Here is a 19,446-nt window from a genome sequence, read left to right as displayed (position 1 = left end):
GTTGTACTGAAAGGAAATGTCTGGCGGCCGGTCAACGGAACGTGACCAAAATGTTCGGCCACACGCTAATGAATCGCCATATTTCCATTATGCGTGGCTTACTTCAATATGATTCGGCGATTCACCGCGAACTGCGCAGAACGCACAGGCTTGTGTAAATGCAGGGCTAACGGCTGGCGTCGATAGCTGAAGAGTTTTCGCGCCTTTGCCATTGCCCCGCGAAAACCATGCTTTGTGGCATGGCGCGCGGCATGCAACGGACGAAACCCAAACAAAAAAGCCGCCAGATCATTGATCTAGCGGCTTTCTCTTTGCCGTGCTTGACAGCACTTTGCAGGAATTTGGTAGGCGGTATTGGAATCGAACCAACGACCTCCACGATGTCAACGTGGCGCTCTAACCAGCTGAGCTAACCGCCTGCAAAGAAGAAGAATTATATAGTGCTTTTTTAAACTATGCAAATCGTCTGGCAAGATTTTTTGCATTATCTATTGCGCTTCGAAGTTTGCGGCGTTTGCGAGGTTTACTTTCGCATGCCTTCAAGCTTGTCTGCGCAACGCGTTTTGAAGTGCCAGTTCCTGAGAACCTTGGACGCCGCTTTTCAGCCTTGCCCCACTACTTCAAACCGCCTGCACCGCACTACTAATTTCCCTTCAGCTTCGCGTCTGCCGCTTGCGCCGCAGCAACGAAGAACGAGATTCTATCAGAACTTTTAATTCCTTGCTCAAGCTCCACGCCGCTACTTACATCGACCGCCCAAGGCCTGACCAATTCCACGGCCTGCCCGACGTTTTCCGCGTTCAAGCCGCCCGACAGGATCAGGGGCCGAGACACCGGATCGGCCCTCACTTCGTCAAGCAACGCGTAGTCGAAACCATGACCGCTGCCACCGTAGCCCGCGCTGTAGCTGTCGAACAGCCAGCCCGCGGCTTCGCCATAGGCGCGGCATGTGGAGGCCAGGTTTTCCGCGGTGTCCAGGCCGGGCGCGCCGGCACGGAATGCCCGCAAAAAACGATGACCGTAGTGCGCGCAGTCCTGCGGCGTTTCATCGCCATGGAACTGCAGCAGCTCCGGCTTGACCTGGTCCAGCACGGCCTGCACCTCGGCCTCTTGCGCATTCACGAACAAGGCCACCACGTCGACAAAGGCGGGCACCATGCGCCGCAACTGGGCTGCGCGCGTCGGCGTCAGGCAACGCTTGCTCTTGGGGTAAAACACAAAGCCGATCGCATCGACGCCCGCCGCGACGGCGGCGTCGATATCCTGTTCCCGGGTCAATCCACAGATCTTGATGCGTGTGCGCATGAAACTCTTCGCTGGCTTGGCCGCCCTGCGCGGCCGGTCGAATCAGTATATCCGGCGTGCAGGCAGCGCCTACGCGCCGGGCTGACCCACGGTGGCCACGAGATTGTCGAAGCTGCCCTCGGCCAGACGGAACCAGGGCGTTTCCTTGTCGCGAAACGCCGCCATGCTGTCGTACAGCTTCTTGAACATGGGATCCTTGGCGCTCATTTCCTGGTAGGCGGCCAGCGAGGCTTCGTAGCTCGCCTGCAGGACCGGCTTGGGAAACGCTTTCAACTGCGCGCCGCGCGACACCAGTCGGCGCAGCGCGTCCGGATTGCCCGCGTCGTACTTGGCGATCATGTTGGCAGTCGCCATACGGCATGCCAGCGTCAAAGCGGACTGATACGGCTTGGGCAGTTCGTCGTAGGCGTCCTGGTTCACATACAAGGATAGCTGCAGCGTGCCCGCCCACCAGCCCGGAAAGTAGTAATTCCTGGCAACTTTATAGAGCGCCAGGTTTTCATCGTCATAAGGGCCGATCCAAGCCACGGCGTCCACGACGCCCTGCTCCAGCGCGGCATAGGCTTCGGCCACGGGCACGTCCACGGGCGTGGCGCCCATCCGCGCCAGCACATGGCGGGCGAACCCGCCGGCCTTCACCTTGAGCCCGCGCAGGTCGTCCACGGTCTTGATTTCCCCGCGAAACCAGCCGCCCATCTGCGCGCCGGTATAACCGCAGGGAAAGTTCAGGATGTTGTACTTGTCGAACAGCACGCGCGTGAGCGCTAGGCCTTCCCCCTGCGTCATCCAGGCGTTCATCTGCCGCGTGTTCAGGCCGAACGGCACGCCGGCGTCAAAGCACAGCGCGGGGTCGACATCGAAGTAGCGGGTCGACGCCGTATGGCCACAATCGACGACGCGATGCTGCACGGCTTCCAGCACCTGCCCCGGCTGCACCAGGTCGCCGGCGGGAAAGATTTCGATGCTGAAGCGCCCGTCCGTCACCTCGTTCACGTAACGCGCCACGTCTTCGGCGCCGGCGAACAAGGTGGGAGACTCGTTGGGAAAACTGGAGGCCAGCCGCCAAGCGACCTTGGCTGGGGCTGCCACCACCGCCGGCGCTTCGGGCGCGGCGGCCGGAGCGGGCGGCGGGCTGGGCGGAGCCTCTTGCGGTCCCGCTGGCGGCGCCGACGGGGCCGGGCTGGCGTTTTCCTCGGCCAACGGAACTTCCTGCGCGAACGCCGGAGCGACCAGAGCGGCGCCGCCCAGGGCGGTCTGCTTCAAAAACGCGCGGCGTTGCATGACAAAAGCCTCCATCGGATACGGGCAGGCATCGCCGTTGCCGGCGGCATCCCTAATAGGTTTGAGTAAACGGCGACAGCAACTGCGATCCCCCGTCGAGCTCATCCAGGCCGAACTCTTCCGGATAATCGATGGCGGACAGGTACAGCCCATCGGGCGCGAAGGTCGGCGCGCCCCGCTTGCGGTCGCGCCAGGACAGCAACTGCGCCATCCAGTCCACCGATTCGCGCCCTTGCCCGATCTGCAACAGCGCGCCCATGATGTTGCGCACCATATGATGCAGGAAGGCATTGGCCTTCAGCGTGAACACCAGGAACGGCCCGCGCTCATCGATATCCAGCCGGTAGAGATGGCGCACAGGATGCTTGGCCTGGCACTGCGAGGAACGGAAGCTGGAAAAATCGTGCTCGCCCAGCAAGGCATTCGCCGCGGCCCGCATGGCATCGACGTCCAGCGGTTGAAAGCACCAGCCCGCCCGGCCCGCCCACAATGCCGGCCGCACCCGGCCGCGCCATAACAAATATACGTAGGTACGGGCGCGCGCGGAAAACCGCGCGTGGAATTCGTCCGATACCGGCTGCGCCCACTGGACTGAAATGCTGGGAGGCAGGAAAGCATTCACCCCCCGGACCCAGGACTCCATCCGGCGGTCGAGTTCAGTGTCCAGATGAATCACCTGCATCGCGCCGTGCACCCCGGTATCGGTGCGGCCGGCGCAGATCGTCGCCACCGGCCCTTCCACACCACAAAAACTGCCCAGGGCGGCCTCCAACGTGTCCTGCACCGTTTGCCGATGCGGCTGTGTCTGCCAACCCTGCCAGGCGGAGCCGTCGTACGCCAGCCCCAATGCAACTCTAGACATGTATCAAACCCGTGGCCCGCCGACACGGTGCGGTTCGTCCGTGGGCGGTTCGTCCAGGTCGAGATTGATGCTTCCGAGCTTGCGGTTCAGCGCCGCCGTATCCAGCGCTGGCTCGTTGAATTCGTAGGTTTCCTCGTCATCGTCCCCGCGCCGCGCACCGGCCCGGCGCAAGAGCCAGGCAATCGCGAATGCGATCAGCGCCAGCACTGCAGTGACGATAACGAGCAGATTGTCGGCCAGCCACCCGGGCATGTCCGAAGCGGAATCCTTGCCTGCCGGCGTGCCAGCGGCCTGATCTGGCGTAGATGCCCCAGAAGCGCCTGGGGCGCTCGAGGTGTTCGCAGGTCCTGCCGACCCTGTTGCGCCGGGCGTACCTGCTGCGCCCGGAGCGCCCGGCGTACCCGACGCGCCTGTCGCGCCCGAAGCGCCTGTTGCACCAGAAGCGCCTGTTGCACCAGAAGCGCCTGTTGCACCAGAAGCGCCTGCCGCACCCGAAGTGCCCGCCGCGCCAGACGCGCCTGTTGCACCCGAAGCGCCTGCTGCTCCCGAAGCGCCTGCCGCTCCCGAAGCGCCTGCTGCACCGGAAGCGCCTGTTGCACCCGAAGCGCCTGCTGCTCCCGAAGCGCCTGCTGCTCCCGAAGCGCCTGCCGCTCCCGAAGCGCCTGCCGCTCCCGAAGCGCCTGCCGCTCCCGAAGCGCCTGCTGCACCCGAAGCGCCTGTTGCACCCGAAGCGCCTGTTGCACCCGAAGCGCCTGCTGCACCCGAAGCGCCTGCTGCACCCGGAGCGCCTGTTGCACCCGAAGTGCCTGCCGCGCCCGGCGACGCCGCAGTACCAGGAGCGCCACCAGCGGCGCCTTGCTGTGCCACCGCCTTGTTCAAATCGTCGACGTTGCTTTGCAACTGGCTCACGCGCCCCTGGACATCGGCCATGGCGCGCTCAGTCGACGTCTTGGCATCGGCCTGCGCCTCTGCTTGTGCCGATGCGCTGTCTTGCGCCTGCCCCGAGGACAGCCGCACGCGATCCTGCGGCGGCGATGCGCTGGCCGCCCCGGCATCAGCAGGAGGCGCGACGCTGCCCGAAGCCGCGCCCTGCCCCTGGACCACGGAGGGATTCGCGCCGGCCGCCGCGCCGATGCGGGCTCGGTACTTCGCGAACGCCTCGGCATGTTCATTGAAGATGCGCCGCGCCTCGGCCGGATCCACCGCGCGCACGGTAGCCGCATCGGGAATCGTCAGCCTCTGGCCGGCTTTCACCAGATTCATATTGTTCTGGATGAAGGCCTCGGGATTGGCGCGCCACAAGGCCACCAGCATCTGATAGACCGATGCGTTGGGCACCGCATTGCGTTGCGCGATAGCGAAAAGATTGTCGCCGGACTTCACGTTGACCGAACGCGATCCCGCCGCGCGCCCCGGCGTGCCGACCGCAGCCGGCGTCACGTCAGCCGTCGTGCCGCGCAGCGGCACCAGAATGCTGACCTGCACCTGGCGCTGCCCGGAACTGGAGTTGATATTCAGCAGCAGATCAACCGCGCCGCTGGCCGGCGGCTGCGAGGCCCGCACGCGCAGATTCTTGCGCGTGGCGTCCAGGCCGTCCTCGACCCGGACCACCATGCTTGCCAGCGGAACCGGCGGCTTCAGACCTGCGCGTTGCCAGGAGGCCTCGTCAGCCACCGACACCTTGAGCGATGCGATTTCCTCGGGCGTGAGCTCCTGCAATCCCACCACCGCCTGCAGCGGCGCGCCCGGCACGGAAACCACCCGCGAATGCCCCACGCGCATGGCCATGGCGGTACTGCACACGCTTGAGCCAATCGCCAGCGCAATCGCCCACTGCAGGGCTTTTAAACGGCGGGCATGCTTCACTTGGCGCGAACGCTGGGTCATAAGCTGGAATTCCGTCTTGTAGTCGACTTGCGGGCTGGAGCCGGCTCACGCCATATCGGTGAGAACAGGCATCAATTCACGGGAAAAGTGTAATGGATCATGCGCATTTCACAAACCTGAAAGGCCCGGCCGCGTTTGCTGGCGGGCCTGTCCGCCGATACAGCACAGACTCTGCGCAAACGGCAAGGGCACCCTGAGGTGCCCTTGCTTGCCTTGCGCGCCTGGTCAGGCGGCGCCGAACGCCGCCTGCGACGGCATCAGGCTTCGGCCAGCGCAATGCGCAGCATGCGGCGCAGCGGCTCGGCGGCGCCCCACAGCAACTGGTCGCCCACGGTGAAAGCGCCCAGGTATTGCGAGCCCATCGACAGCTTGCGCAGGCGACCCACCGGAATGTCCAGCGTGCCGGTAACGGCGACCGGAGTCAGCGCGGAAACCGTGGCTTCCTTGGTGTTGGGCACGACCTTCGCCCACTGCGTGCCTTCGGCGATCAGCGCTTCGATCTCGTCCAGCGGCACATCGCGCTTGAGCTTGATGGTCAGCGCCTGGCTGTGGCAGCGCATCGCGCCGATGCGCACGCACAGGCCGTCGATCGGCGTGGCGGGCGTGCCGAAGGCGGCGCCGCGGCCCAGGATCTTGTTGGTCTCGACCTCGCCCTTCCACTCTTCCTTGGACATGCCGTTACCCAGATCCTTGTCGATCCAGGGAATCAGGTTGCCGCCCAGCGGCACGCCGAAGTGCTCGTGGGGCAGCGCCGGGTCCTTTTGCTTGGCCAGCACGCCGCGGTCGATTTCCAGGATGGCCGACGCGGGATCGTCCAGCAGCGACTTGACCGATTGATTGATCTCGCCGAACTGGGTCAGCAGTTCGCGCATGTGTTGCGCGCCGCCGCCGGAAGCCGCCTGGTAGGTCATGGAGGTCATCCATTCGACCAGGTCGTTGTTGAACAGGCCGGCCAGGCCCATCAGCATGCAGCTGACCGTGCAGTTGCCGCCGATGAAGTTGCGCACGCCGCGCTTGAGCGCCGCGTCGATGACCGGACGGTTGACCGGATCCAGCACGATGATGGCGTCATCGGCCATGCGCAGGGTGCTGGCGGCATCGATCCAGATGCCGTTCCAGCCTGCGCCGCGCAGCTTGGGATAGACCTCGGAGGTGTAGTCGCCGCCTTGCGCCGTCACGATGATCGGCAGTTTTTTCAGAGCGTCAATGTTGTAGGCGTCTTGCAGCGGGCCTGCGCCAGTGGCCCAAGTGGGCGCGGCGCCGCCAGCGTTGCTGGTGGAGAAAAACACCGGTTCGATCAGTGCGAAGTCGTTCTCGTCGCGCATGCGTTGCATGAGCACCGAGCCGACCATACCGCGCCAGCCGACAAGGCCTACTGCTTGATTCATTTCAATCGCTCTTTAAAGGTGTGGAGACTAGGGTCCAGGGGAAAAAGCCGTGCAATTCAACAATTTATCAGAATGCACGGCCGGATGTTGCGGCGCAGCTAGAAATAATAGGGGCCGCAATGGATACAGGGCGCTTTCGAGGCGACGCCACAACAGCAAAACAAGGGGCGGCCCAGCCGGGCCACCCCTTGTTTTACGGTGCTTCAACCGCCACGCGCGCTAGCGCCCGGCGGCTCGATCCCGAGAAGATCAGGCCAGCGCCTTCAGCACCGCGTCGCCCATCTGCGCCGTGCCAACCTTGGTCGTGCCCGGTTCGAAGATGTCGGCGGTGCGCAGGCCGTCGGCCAGCACGCGGCGCACGGCGGCCTCGATGCGGTCGGCCTGCGGCGCCAGATTCAGCGAATAGCGCAGCAGCATGGCCGCGGACAGGATGGTCGCCAGCGGATTGGCGATGCCTTGGCCGGCGATATCGGGCGCGGAGCCATGGCTGGGTTCATACAAGCCTTGGCCGCCTGCGTTCAGCGAAGCAGAAGGCAGCATGCCGATCGAACCGGTCAGCATGGCGGCTTCGTCGGACAGGATGTCGCCGAACAGGTTGCCGGTCACGATCACGTCGAACTGGCGCGGGTTGCGCACCAGCTGCATCGCGGCGTTGTCGACATACATGTGCGACAGCTCCACGTCGGGATACTCGCGCGCGACTTCGATGACGATGTCGCGCCAGAACTGCGAGGTCTCCAGCACGTTGGCCTTGTCCACGCTGCACAGCTTCTTGTTGCGCTTGCGGGCCGATTCGAAACCGATGCGCGCAATGCGGCGCACTTCGGATTCCGCATAGCGCATGGTGTCGTAGCCTTCGCGTTCGCCGGCGAAGGCGCCGTCGGGTGAAGAACGTACGCCGCGCGGCGTGCCGAAATAAATGTCGCCAGTCAGCTCGCGGATGATCAGGATGTCCAGGCCGGACACGATCTCGGGCTTCAGCGACGAGGCGCTGGCCAGTTCCGGATACAGGATGGCAGGACGCAGGTTGGCAAACAGGCCGAGCGCCTTGCGCAGGCCCAGAATGGCCTGCTCGGGGCGGAACTCGCGCGGCAGGCTGTCGTACTTCCAGTCGCCCACGGCGCCGAACAGCACGGCGTCCGATTCCTTGGCCAGGTTCAACGTGGCCGGCGGCAGCGGATGTTCGAACGCATCGAAGGCGGCGCCGCCCACGGGCGCTTGCTTGATATCGAAGGACACGTCCAGCGCCTTCAGGACGCGCACGGCCTGTTCGACGATTTCCGGGCCGATGCCATCACCCGGCAAGACTGCGATGTTGTGAGTCATACGAAAACGATCCTGTAATCAGAAGAATGGTGGCGTCAGGCGATGGGACGGCTTTCCAGCCACGGATGGCGGGCCAGGCGCTCGGCCTCGAAGGCGCGAATCTTGTCCGACTGGCGCAGGGTCAGCCCGATATCGTCAAAGCCGTTGAGCAGACAGTATTTGCGGAACGGTTCGATGTCGAAACCCATCTCGCGCCCATCCGCCGCCACCACGACCTGGCGGTCGAGGTCGACGCGCAGCTTGTAGCCGGGGAAAGCCTTCACTTCGTCGAACAGGCGCGCGACTTCCAGTTCCGACAGAACGATGGGCAAGAGGCCGTTCTTGAAGCTGTTGTTGAAGAAAATGTCGGCATAGGACGGCGCGATGATGGCGCGGAAACCGAACTGCGTCAGCGCCCAGGGCGCATGCTCGCGGCTGGAGCCGCAGCCGAAGTTCTTGCGCGCCAGCAGCACCGAAGCGCCCTGGTAACGCGGCTGGTTCAGCACGAAATCCGGATTCAGCGGACGCTTGCTGTTGTCCATGCCGGGTTCGCCATGGTCCAGGTAGCGCAGTTCATCGAACAGGTTCGGACCGAAGCCGGTGCGCTGGATGGATTTGAGGAACTGCTTGGGAATGATGAGGTCCGTATCGACGTTTTCGCGGTCGAGCGGAGCCACCAGGCCTTCGTGAGTGGTAAATGCTTGCATGATGTCGGTACTCGGTGCGTGACGCTTAACGGAAAGTGCGGACGTCGACGAAATGGCCGGCGACGGCGGCGGCGGCGGCCATGGCCGGGCTGACCAGATGGGTGCGCCCGCCCTGTCCTTGCCGGCCCTCGAAGTTGCGGTTCGAGGTGGAGGCGCAGCGTTCGCCCGGTTCCAGGCGGTCGGCGTTCATGGCCAGGCACATGGAGCAGCCCGGCTCGCGCCACTCAAAGCCCGCCTCGATGAAGATCTTGTCCAGGCCTTCGCGCTCGGCCTGCTGCTTGACCAGGCCCGAGCCCGGCACCACCATGGCCTGGCGCACATTGGAGGCCACATGCTTGCCGCGCGCGACCGCCGCAGCCGCGCGCAGGTCTTCGATGCGCGAATTCGTGCAAGAACCGATGAACACGCGATCCACACGGATATCGGTAAGCGGCGTGTTGGGCTTCAGGCCCATGTACTGCAAGGCGCGTTCCATGCCGCTGCGGCGCACGTCGTCTTTTTCGCGATCGGGGTCCGGCACGCGGGAATCCACCGGCAGCACCATTTCCGGGGACGTGCCCCAGGTGACCTGCGGCTTGATGTCGCGGGCGTTGACTTCCACCACGGCGTCGAACTTGGCGCCCTCATCGGTATGCAGGGTACGCCAGTAGCCCACCGCCTGATCCCAAAGCACGCCCGTGGGCGCGAAGGGACGGCCGCGGAAGTACTCGACGGTCTTGTCGTCCACCGCCACCATGCCCGAACGGGCGCCGGCTTCGATGGCCATGTTGCAGACGGTCATGCGGCCTTCCACGGACAGCGAGCGGATCGTGCTGCCGGCGAACTCGATGGCGTAGCCCGTGCCGCCGGCCGTGCCAATGATGCCGATGATGTGCAGGACCACATCCTTGGCCGTACAGCCGAAGGGCAATTCGCCGTCGACCTTGATCAGCATGCTCTTGGCTTTCTTCATGAGCAGCGTCTGGGTCGCCAGCACGTGCTCCACTTCGGAGGTGCCGATGCCGAAGGCCAGCGCGCCCAGCGCGCCGTGCGTGCTGGTGTGCGAGTCGCCGCAGACCACGGTCATACCGGGCAGGGTCGCGCCCTGCTCCGGGCCGATCACGTGCACGATGCCCTGGCGCAGGTCATTCATGCGGAATTCGGTAATGCCGTACTTTTCGCAGTTGGCGTCCAGCGTGTCCACCTGCAGGCGCGAAATCGGATCGTCGATGCCCTGGGCGCGGTTCAGCGTCGGCACGTTGTGGTCCGCCACCGCCAGGTTGGCGCCCGTGCGCCACGGCTTGCGGCCGGCCATCGCCAGGCCTTCGAACGCCTGGGGGCTGGTGACTTCGTGCACCAGGTGGCGGTCGATATAGAGCAGACAGGTGCCGTCTGATTCCTGGTGGACGACGTGGGCGTCCCAGAGTTTGTCGTAAAGAGTTTGGGCCATGGATGCGCTCTGCAAATAGACAATCCGGCTCGTGCCGCGCGCGGTTCAAACAATGATCCCCGGGCGCCAGCCACTGCGGCATGAGCGAATTATGCACAGGGTCTCAACCTAGTACAACTACACCTTATATACCAGTACTAACACTACCATGCTAGGACATGGCGAGGGTCACTTCGTCCTATTTCCACACCTCAATCGAACTGCAATCAAACAGTTACAGATACAAATTCAGGTATTTAAAACAGATACAAAATTATCAAACCGATATAATCGTTGTGCGCTGGATTCACCCAAACAACGAAATAAAGCGCAATAAACCGCATTTATCCTGCATTAAACCGGATCAAAAATCCGGGATATGGCGAAATTAGTGCAAATTCAAGCTAATTAAGAGATGATGCGCGAAGAAACTCAAACTGCCGACCGGAAAACTTCGTCAAGAATTAACAAATATTGACTCGTCAAATCTGACATTTCCACACAATATGGCGGCCATTAATTCCTAACTCGACTCGCGAATAATCACTATGGCTTCGTTTTTGCTCAAAAGCACGACTTCGGTCCTTGCCCTGGCATTCGTTCCTGCGGCATTTGCACAGTCAGCAGCTCCCGCCTCCGGGGCAGCTGGGGTCACACTGAACCAGGTCGTTGAGCAGACCCTGCTCAGCAACCCGGAAATCCAGGCCAAGTACCATGATTTCCAGGCTTCGCTGGAAGGCCAGGCCGTTGCCCGCGGCGCGTTCTTCCCGCAGATCAATGCGCAAGGCTATGTGGGCCGCGAGTACCGCAACAACGTGCCCGGAGTCGGGTCGCAAAGCTGGAGCCGTCCCGGCTACAGCGTGGAATTGCGTCAGCTGATTTTCGACGGCTTCCGTACGAGCAACGACGTCAAGCAAGCCGGCTTCGACAAGCTGGCGCGCTTCTATGACCTGTTGGCCACCAGCGACAACACCGCGTTCAGCGCAGTGCAGGCCTATATCGACCTGCAGCGCTACCGCGACATGGAACTGCTGGCCCGCCAGAACTACACCCTGCACGAAGAAACGCTCAAGCAGATCAACGAGCGCGCCGAATCGGGCGTGGGCCGCCGCGTCGACCTGGAACAGGCCGGCGGGCGCCTGGCGCTGGCCCAGACCAATCTGATGACCGAGACCGCCAACCTGCTGGACGTGCAGCAGCGTTTCCAGCGCGTCACCGGCGCCCTGCCCCCTGAAGCGATGCAGCCTACGCCCGATATCAGCGGCAAGCTGCCGGTCAAGCCCGCCGACTTCAACGAGTCGCTGCGCCGCAACCCCAGCTTCCTGTCCAAGCAGGCCGGGCTGCAGGCCGCGCAAGCGGGCGTCGCCTCGTCCAAGGGCGCCTTCTCGCCGAAGTTCGAATTCGTGGCCGCCACCGGCCGCGACCAGAACGATCCCACGCCGCAAAACCGCGACATCCAGAACTCCAGCGTCCAGGTTGTCATGAGCTACAACCTGTATCGCGGTGGCTCCGACTCCGCCCGCGTGCGCCAGACCTCCGCGCAGTCCTATGCTGCGCGCGACATCCGCGACTACACCTGCCGCAATGTGCAACAGGACCTGGCCGTGGCTTGGAACAACGTCGCCAGCCTGAACCAGAAGCTGCCCTTCCTGCGCGACCACGAAGTGGCCACCACCAAGGTGCGGGAAGCCTACCGCCAACAATTCCAGATCGGCCAGCGTTCGCTGCTGGACTTGCTGGACACCGAAAACGAATTGTTCGAATCGCGCCGCGCCCTGACCAACGCGCTGTATGACCTGCAGATCGCGCAATACCGCTGGCTGGCGCTGTCGCACGCACTGCTGCCGGCGCTGTCGCTGCAGCCCGCGCGCAACGAAATGCCCGAGGAAAACGGCAAGCTGGAAGTCTCCGACGAAGTCATCAAGCTCTGCAATTCGACGATCCCCGACTCGGCCCGCCTGGCGCCCGTGCGCGTGCAATACAACGAGGGCAATCTGCCGCCCACGTTCATCCCGGTAAACTCGCCCAAGGCCAAACCCTAGGTGACGCAAGCGCAAGGAGACCATATGCAGAAACAGGGCAACGACTTCTCACAACTGGATGCGGACTTCGTCCGCGTCCTGGAAGACCTGATCGACGCGCTGATAGCCAATGGCACCTTGCGTATGACCGACCTGCCTATCCAGGCTCAACAAAAGCTGACCCAGCGCAAGCAACAGCGCGCGCGCCTCTCCGAACACCTCGACCTGCTGGATGACGAAGATGGACAAGTTATCTGAAATGGCGGCCCGGGAGTGGCGCGCGGACGCGCGCGCGGCGCATGACGACCCGCTGCTCGATTGCCTGGTTGAAATCACCCGGCTCCATGGCGTGACGGCGACGGCCCAGGCGCTGTCGGCCGGCCTGCCGCTGGAAGAACACAAACTGACGCCGGCATTGCTGCCGCGCGCCGCCGCGCGCGCGCAGCTCTCCGCCCGCGTGGTCAAGCGCACGCTGGACAGCATTTCGCAGGACCTGCTGCCCGCGATCCTGCTGCTCAACGGCGAACGCGCCTGCCTGCTGCTGAAGAAAGACGGCGAAAACTACGTCGTCAGCCACCCCGAACTGGGCGGCAGCTCGATGGAAATGAGTGCCGCGGAACTATCGGCGCAATACACCGGGCTGGTGTGCTTCGTGCGCCCGCAGTTCCGCTTCGACGCGCGCGCGCCCGAAGTCGCCAAGGTGCGCGAGCGCCATTGGTTCTGGGCCGCCATCATGGAAAACCGGCGCCTGTACCGCGACGCGCTGATCGCCGCCCTGCTGATCAACGTCTTCGCAATGGCGATGCCGCTGTTTACCATGAACGTGTATGACCGCGTCGTGCCGAACAACGCCGTCGAAACGCTCTGGGTGCTGGCCATCGGCATCACGTTGGTCGTGATCTTCAACATGATCCTGAGCACCGCTCGCTCCCACGTCGTGGACAGCGCCAGCAAACGGGTCGACGTGCGCCTGTCCGCGCAGATCATGGAACGCGTGCTGGACCTGCGCATGGAGGGCCGGCCGGTGTCGGTGGGATCCTTCGCCGCCAACCTGCGTTCGTTCGAATCCATTCGCGATTTCATCGCGTCAGCCACCATCACCACCCTGGTGGACCTGCCCTTCATTCTGCTGTTCCTGCTGGCGCTGGCCTGGATTTCGCCCTGGATGGTGCTGCCGCCGCTGGTCGCGATCGTGTTGATCCTGCTGGTGTCGCTGGCCGCGCAAGCCCGCATGGAATCCCTCACCATGGCCTCCTACCAAGCGTCGTCGCAGCGCAACGCGACCCTGGTCGAGGCCCTGACCGGCCTGGAGTCCGTCAAGACGCTCAACGCGCAGGGATCCATCCAGCGCAACTGGGAACGCGCCACCGAGTACATCGCCCTGACCGGCGGCAAACTGAAGCTGATTTCGTCCTCGACGGTCGGCTTCGTACAGGCCGTCCAGCAACTGGTGTCGATCTCCGTCGTCATCATCGGCGTCTACCAGGCCCAGGAATCCGCCATTTCCATGGGCGGCATCATCGCCGCCTCCATGATCGCCGGGCGCTGCCTGGCCCCGCTCGGCCAGGTCGCCGGGCTGCTCATGCAGTACCAGAACGCTCGCACCTCGCTGGGCTCGATCGACAACTATATGAAGCTGCCGATCGAACGTCCGGCAGAAGCCGAATTCCTGCATCGTCCCGTCTTCCATGGCGGCATTGAATTCCGCGACGTGACCTTCAGCTATCCCGGCAGCAAGCAGCCGGTGCTGAAGAAAGTGTCCTTCAAGCTGAAGCCGGGCGAAAAGGTCGGCATCATTGGCCGCATCGGCTCCGGCAAGACCACGCTGGAAAAGCTGGCCCTGGCGCTGTACCAGCCCACCGAGGGCGCAGTCCTGCTGGACGGCGTGGACGTGCGGCAGATCGATCCGGCCGACGTGCGCCGCGCCATCGGCCACGTGCCGCAGGACCCGCTGCTGTTCTATGGCAGCCTGAAGCACAACCTGGCGATGGGCGCGCCCTACGCTGACGACGCCAGCATCCTGGCAGCCGCCAACATGGCGGGCGTCACCGATTTCGCCAACCTGCACCCCGACGGCTTCGACATGGTCATCGGCGAACGCGGCGAGTCCCTCTCCGGCGGCCAGCGCCAGTCGGTGGCAGTGGCCCGCGCCCTGATCAACGATCCGCCCATCCTGCTGCTGGACGAACCCAGCAGCAACATGGATCACCAGAGTGAAGCGCAGCTGCGCAAGCGGCTGGGTGAAGCCAGCGCCACCAAGACGATCCTGCTGGTCACGCACCGCACCGCCCTGCTGGACCTGGTCGACCGCCTGATCGTGATCGACAACGGCCATATCGTGGCTGACGGTCCCAAGGAGCAAGTGGTCGAGGCACTGCGTCAAGGACGCGTCGGACGCGGAAGCTGAGGAAACCATGCTGAACAATCCTGGCGAAACCCGGCACGGCATGTTTGGAAGCCTGTGGCGCATGCTGCGCGGCGTCTTCGTGTTCTTCTTCGACCGCTTGCTGGACGGCGCCGAAAAAGGCAAGCCCCAGCAACGCTCCGACTACGTCGGCAACGCCGAATGGGTCATCCATGAATCGCAGGCGCGCGGTTCGCGCATCCTGTTGTGGGTCAGCCTGCTGGCCACCGGCGGCCTGCTGCTGTGGGCCGGCACCGGCAGCATTGACGAAGTCGTCCGCGGCGAAGGCAAGGTCGTGCCCTCGCGCCAGGTCCAGATCATCCAGAGTCTGGACGGCGGCATCGTCGAAGAAATCCTGGTGCGCCCGGGCCAGGAAGTCGAGGCGGGCGAGATCCTGCTGAAGATCGACTCCACCCGGTTCGCCTCGTCGCTGGGCGAGAACAACGCCGAATACCTTTCCCTGCTCGCCAAGGCTGCCCGCCTGCAGGCCCTGGCCACGGGCGAACCCTTCGTGGCTCCCGAGGAAGTGCTGACGCAGGCGCCCGGGCTGGTGGAAATGGAGCGCAATGCCTGGCAAGCGCGCACCACTGAATTGAACGCCACGGTCAACGTCGCGCGCGAACAACTCAAGCAACGCCAGGAAGATCTGCGCGAAACGATCGCCAAGCGCGACCAGGCCGCGGCCAGCTGCGGTCTGACCTCGCGCGAGCTGCAGGTGACCCGTCCCCTGCTCAAGAGCGGCGCCGTGTCCGAAGTCGATCTGTTGCGCCTGCAACGCGACGTGGCCCGCTACTGCGGCGAACAAAAAGGCGCCGAAGCCCAGATCGACCGCTTCCAGGCCTCCATCAAGGAAGCCGAAAGCAAGCTTCAGGAAGCTGAGCTGAACATCCGCAACCAGGCCCGCAACGAGCTGTCGGAAACCAACACCAAGCTGGCGACCCTGCGCCAAGGCAAGCTGGCGCTGGCCGACCGAGTAAAGCTGGCCGAGGTCCGCGCCCCGGTGCGCGGCACGGTCAAGACGCTGTTCAACAACACGGTCGGTGGCGTGGTCCAGCCCGGCAAGGACATCATCGAGATCGTGCCAAAGGACGACACGCTGCTGCTCGAGGTCCGCATCCAGCCGCGCGACATCGGCTTCCTGCATGCCGACCAGAAGGCAGAAGTGAAATTCACGGCCTACGACTTCGCCATTTACGGCGGCCTCGAAGGCAAGGTGGAACAGATCGGCGCGGACACCGTGACCGACGAGAAAGGCAATTCCTACTATGTGGTGCGGGTCCGCACGGATCGCAGCACGGTAGGCGACAAACTGTTGCCCATCATCCCCGGGATGGTGGCGGAGGTTCATATCCTGACTGGCAAGCGCACGGTGCTGCAGTACCTGCTCAAGCCCATACTGCGCGCCAAGGCGAATGCCTTTACCGAACGTTAAAGGAGGGCTGCAAGGCCTTATGAAACCCGTTCCTGTCCTGTTGATTACGCACGACGACCTGTTGTGGCAGCATTGGCGCGGCCTGAATCCGGCCCGCTGGCTGGCGGCCCGCGGGCGCGGCCTGGCCGACCTGCAACGCTGGCGCGAACAGGGCCGCACTCTGGCGGTATTGGATGCGGACCTGCCCCGGCTGCCGTCCTGGCAAGATCCCATCTGGGCCGCGACCCTGGCGGACCTGCACGTGGTGGTCGCCAGCCCCAGTCCTAACGACGAGCAAGGCACCCGGGTGCTGGGCGCCGGCGCGCATGGCTATTGCCACGGCTATGCCTCGGCCGCCTCGCTGTCGCAGGCGCTGGAAGTCGTCGCCTCCGGCGGCATCTGGATGGGCCGTTCGCTGGTGTCGCGGCTGCTCAAGCTGGTCGCCGAGCGCGCCCAGGACGAGCACGCCTGGGATGGCGGCGTGCTGACCGAGCGTGAAATCACCGTGGCCCGCTATGCCTCCAGCGGCCAGGCCAATGCGCAGATCGCCGAAGCCCTGGGCATCACCGAGCGCACGGTCAAGGCCCACCTGTCAGCCGTTTTCGAAAAGCTGGGCGTAACCGACCGCCTGCAGCTCGCCCTGCTCGTCCACGGCATTTCTGCCCCCGCCGACGCCAAAATCAAAATTACTTCCTGATACTGTCCTTGAGGACAATATCCCGCGCCGGCGGCGCAATCTAGTATCTGGCCATCTTGGATAACTCCCTGAAACGGAACCAACATGGCCAACACCTCTCCCGCAGTCGTCAACGAAATCTCCGGTCGCGCGTGGATACGCAATAGCGACGGTTCCCTGACTGAACTGCATCAAGGCAGCAAGGTCCCCGCAGGCAGCGACGTGGTCACTGCCTCGGGCGCCACGGTTTCGCTTCAGGTCGAGAACGGCATGCCGATCGTCATCGGCGAAGGCCGCGAGGTTGCCGTGACCGGCGACATGACCGGCCCCTTGGCCGACCCGTCCGAAGCGGCTGTGGCTCCGCCCTCCGGCACCGACTCCGACCGCTTGCTGGCCGCCCTGCGCGACGGCCGCGACCCGTTCGATGAACTGGATCCCACCGCTGCCGTCGTGGCCGGCGGCGGCGATGCCGGCGGCAGCAGCTTCGTGCGCCTGGCCCGCATCCTGGAAACCACCACCCCGCTCGACCTGGCCTACCCGAACCCCAGCCGTGGCCAGGAGATCCTGCCCCGCCTGTCCGGCACCGGCGCCGGCGGCGACGATGAAGCCACTCCGGCCACCGTCAACACCCCGCCCAACGCGCTGAACGATACCGGCAGCGGCGAGCAGAACAGCCTGGTGCGCGGCAACCTGCTGCTGAACGACTCGGATCCCGATGGCGACCCGCTGGCGATCGTCTCGGTCAGCGGCCGCCCCATGACCCCGGCCGGCATCACGGTCAACGGCAGCAACGGCGGCACCTTCACGGTCCTGCCCGACGGCAGCTACGTCTTCAACCCGGGTAACGAATACGGCCACCTGGCCGTGGGCGAAACGGCCACCAGTACCGTTTCGTACACCATCACGGATCCCAGCGGCGCCACCTCCACGGCGAACGTCGTCGTGACGATCACCGGCACCAACGACGGCCCGGTGTCCACCTCCATCGCCGACACCTCGGGCATCGACGCCCAGACCGGCGTGAGCTACAACGTCTCCAGCCATTTCTCGGACCCGGACACCAGCGACAAGCTCACCTTTACCGCCACCGGCCTGCCGCCCGGCCTGACCATCGACCCGAACACCGGCATCATCACCGGCACCATCGACCATTCCGCCTCGCAAGGCGGCAACAATGGCGTCTACACGGTGACGGTGACCGCCACCGACCCGTCCGGCGCCACGACTTCCCAGGACTTCAACTGGGACGTCACCAACCCTGCGCCGACGGCGGCCGATGATAACGGCACCACCGACGAAGACACCACGCTCAACGTCAACGCCCAGAACGGCGTCCTGTCCAACGACGTGGACCCGGACGGCGACACCCTGACCGTGTCGCAAGTCAACGGCGCCACTGGCAACGTGGGCACGCCGACGGCCGGCTCCAACGGCGGCACGTTCACCCTGAATCCCGACGGCTCGTACTCGTTCAATCCCGGCAATGCCTTCCAGCACCTGGCCGCGGGCCAGACGGCGACCAGCTCGATCACCTATACCGTCACGGACGGCCAAGGCGGCACCAGCTCCGCCACGCTGACGGTCGAAATCACCGGCACCAACGACGCGCCGACCGCAGTTGCCCTGCAGAACCAGGACAACATGGACGGCGATGTCGTCAACTACAACCTGTCCGGCTTCTTCAGCGACCTCGACGACGGCGACTCCCTGGTCTACTCGGTCGACCACATCCCCGGCGGCCTGAAGTTCGACCCCACCACCGGCACCTTCACCGGCCAGTTCGCCAACTGGGCGTCCGATCACACCAACACGGGCGTCAAGGGCGAGTACCTCATCACCGTCACCGCCACCGACAAGTCGGGCGCAACCGTCTCCCAGACCTTCGTCTGGACCGTGGGCAACCCCGTCCCGGTCGCCACCAATGACGAAGGCACCACCGGTGAAGACAAGCCCCTGGTCGTTGACCACGTTACCGAAGGCGTGCTGGGCAACGATCGCGATCCGGACGGCGACACCATCCGCGTTTCGCAAGTCAATGGCGCCGACGCCGACGTCGGCAAGCCTGTCGTCGGTTCGAATGGCGGCACGTTCACGCTCAACGCCGACGGCACGTACACGTTCAACCCCGGCACGGCATTCCAGTATTTGAATGACGGCCAGACCGCAACGACGTCGATCACGTACACCGTGTCCGACGCGCAAGGCGCGACCAGCACTGCCACCCTGACCATTACGGTCACCGGCCAGACCGACGCTCCTCCGGTGATCACGCCTGAAGACAGCGACGGCGATGTGACGGCGGGTCATAACAATGTGGCCGAAGCGTCTGGCGCCACGGTCACCGGTTCCGTGACCGTCTCCGCCGAGGCCGGCGTCGACAAGGTCACGGTGGGCGGCAAGGACGTCAGCAACGCCAGCGCCGCCAACCCGGTAGTCATCGCCACCGACAAGGGGGTGCTGACCGTCACCAATTACGACGCCGCCACTGGCAAGATCACCTACTCCTACCAGGAAACTGGCGGAGCCGCCGATCACTCCAATGGCGACGATTCGGTCCGCGACCTCTTCCAGGTTTCCGTTACGGACTTTGCCGGCGAGACCCGCAGCAATGACCTGGTCATCCAGATCACCGACACCGCGCCCGAAGCCAAGCCCGACACCGCTTCCGTCACGGAAGACACCGCACTGACCGCCTCCGGCAACGTCATCACCGGCACCGGTGCCGACACCCTCGGCGCGGACGTCACCAACGTCGTCGGCGTGGCCAAGGGCACGGTCCCCGCCGGCCAGA

13 protein-coding genes, 1 tRNA gene and 1 pseudogene are annotated in these 19,446 nt (G+C 64.3%); 6 read left to right on the top strand and 9 right to left on the bottom strand.

The window, feature by feature from the left end; genetic code table 11:
* Positions 1-342: 342 nt before the first annotated feature.
* The 9 genes and pseudogenes from IB258_RS21680 to leuC all read right to left on the bottom strand — a co-directional run bounded on the left by IB258_RS21680 (position 343) and on the right by leuC (position 10,164).
* Positions 343-419 (bottom strand) — tRNA-Val (locus IB258_RS21680).
* Between the two features lie 223 nt (positions 420-642).
* Positions 643-1,311, bottom strand: a pseudogene (locus tag IB258_RS21675) (phosphoribosylanthranilate isomerase); the annotation flags it as partial.
* A gap of 63 nt (positions 1,312-1,374) precedes the next feature.
* Complete coding sequence (locus IB258_RS21670) at positions 1,375-2,586, bottom strand: TRAP transporter substrate-binding protein (RefSeq protein WP_054458315.1); 1,212 nt, start codon at positions 2,584-2,586, stop codon at positions 1,375-1,377.
* Between the two features lie 52 nt (positions 2,587-2,638).
* On the bottom strand, positions 2,639-3,448 hold the full coding sequence (gene truA, locus IB258_RS21665; protein ID WP_119451610.1) for a tRNA pseudouridine(38-40) synthase TruA: 810 nt from the start codon (positions 3,446-3,448) through the stop codon (positions 2,639-2,641).
* A gap of 3 nt (positions 3,449-3,451) precedes the next feature.
* The gene (locus IB258_RS21660) at positions 3,452-5,335 is read right to left on the bottom strand and encodes a FimV family protein (RefSeq protein ID WP_192353188.1); all 1,884 of its coding nucleotides are present in this window, start codon (positions 5,333-5,335) and stop codon (positions 3,452-3,454) included.
* A gap of 257 nt (positions 5,336-5,592) precedes the next feature.
* Positions 5,593-6,723: an aspartate-semialdehyde dehydrogenase gene (gene asd / locus IB258_RS21655; RefSeq protein WP_054458280.1), complete on the bottom strand. Its 1,131-nt coding sequence runs from the start codon at positions 6,721-6,723 to the stop codon at positions 5,593-5,595.
* A 249-nt stretch (positions 6,724-6,972) separates the two neighbouring features.
* Positions 6,973-8,049 carry a 3-isopropylmalate dehydrogenase gene (gene leuB / locus IB258_RS21650; RefSeq protein WP_042792892.1) on the bottom strand — a complete coding sequence of 359 codons (1,077 nt, stop codon included), beginning with the start codon at positions 8,047-8,049 and terminating at the stop codon, positions 6,973-6,975.
* Positions 8,050-8,084: 35 nt separating this feature from the next.
* Positions 8,085-8,735: a 3-isopropylmalate dehydratase small subunit gene (gene leuD, locus IB258_RS21645; RefSeq protein WP_054458281.1), complete on the bottom strand. Its 651-nt coding sequence runs from the start codon at positions 8,733-8,735 to the stop codon at positions 8,085-8,087.
* A gap of 25 nt (positions 8,736-8,760) precedes the next feature.
* Positions 8,761-10,164: a 3-isopropylmalate dehydratase large subunit gene (gene leuC / locus IB258_RS21640; RefSeq protein ID WP_054458282.1), complete on the bottom strand. Its 1,404-nt coding sequence runs from the start codon at positions 10,162-10,164 to the stop codon at positions 8,761-8,763.
* A 527-nt stretch (positions 10,165-10,691) separates the two neighbouring features.
* On the opposite strand from leuC, the gene IB258_RS21635 reads away from it, so the two are divergent.
* The 6 genes from IB258_RS21635 to IB258_RS21610 all read left to right on the top strand — a co-directional run.
* Entirely contained in the window at positions 10,692-12,185 is a 1,494-nt protein-coding gene (locus IB258_RS21635; protein ID WP_054458283.1) for a TolC family outer membrane protein, read from the top strand.
* A gap of 24 nt (positions 12,186-12,209) precedes the next feature.
* Positions 12,210-12,422 (top strand): hypothetical protein, encoded by a 213-nt coding sequence (locus tag IB258_RS21630; RefSeq protein ID WP_042792889.1) that lies wholly within the window; start codon positions 12,210-12,212, stop codon positions 12,420-12,422.
* Positions 12,406-14,571: a type I secretion system permease/ATPase gene (locus tag IB258_RS21625; RefSeq protein WP_370539850.1), complete on the top strand. Its 2,166-nt coding sequence runs from the start codon at positions 12,406-12,408 to the stop codon at positions 14,569-14,571. Before IB258_RS21630 ends, IB258_RS21625 begins: the two co-directional genes overlap by 17 nt.
* Positions 14,572-14,578: 7 nt before the next feature.
* Complete coding sequence (locus tag IB258_RS21620) at positions 14,579-16,000, top strand: HlyD family type I secretion periplasmic adaptor subunit (RefSeq protein ID WP_192353187.1); 1,422 nt, start codon at positions 14,579-14,581, stop codon at positions 15,998-16,000.
* A gap of 19 nt (positions 16,001-16,019) precedes the next feature.
* Positions 16,020-16,676: a response regulator transcription factor gene (locus IB258_RS21615; RefSeq protein WP_054458286.1), complete on the top strand. Its 657-nt coding sequence runs from the start codon at positions 16,020-16,022 to the stop codon at positions 16,674-16,676.
* Between the two features lie 84 nt (positions 16,677-16,760).
* Positions 16,761-19,446 (top strand): retention module-containing protein (locus IB258_RS21610; protein ID WP_192353186.1); only part of this gene is annotated, 2,686 nt, incomplete at its 3' end.

The sequence above is a fragment of the Achromobacter sp. ACM02 genome (assembly GCF_014851605.1).
Lineage (GTDB): Bacteria > Pseudomonadota > Gammaproteobacteria > Burkholderiales > Burkholderiaceae_B > Achromobacter > Achromobacter aegrifaciens.
The sequence above is the reverse complement of the archived record's forward strand: the minus strand, read 5'-3'. Positions and strand labels throughout refer to the sequence as shown.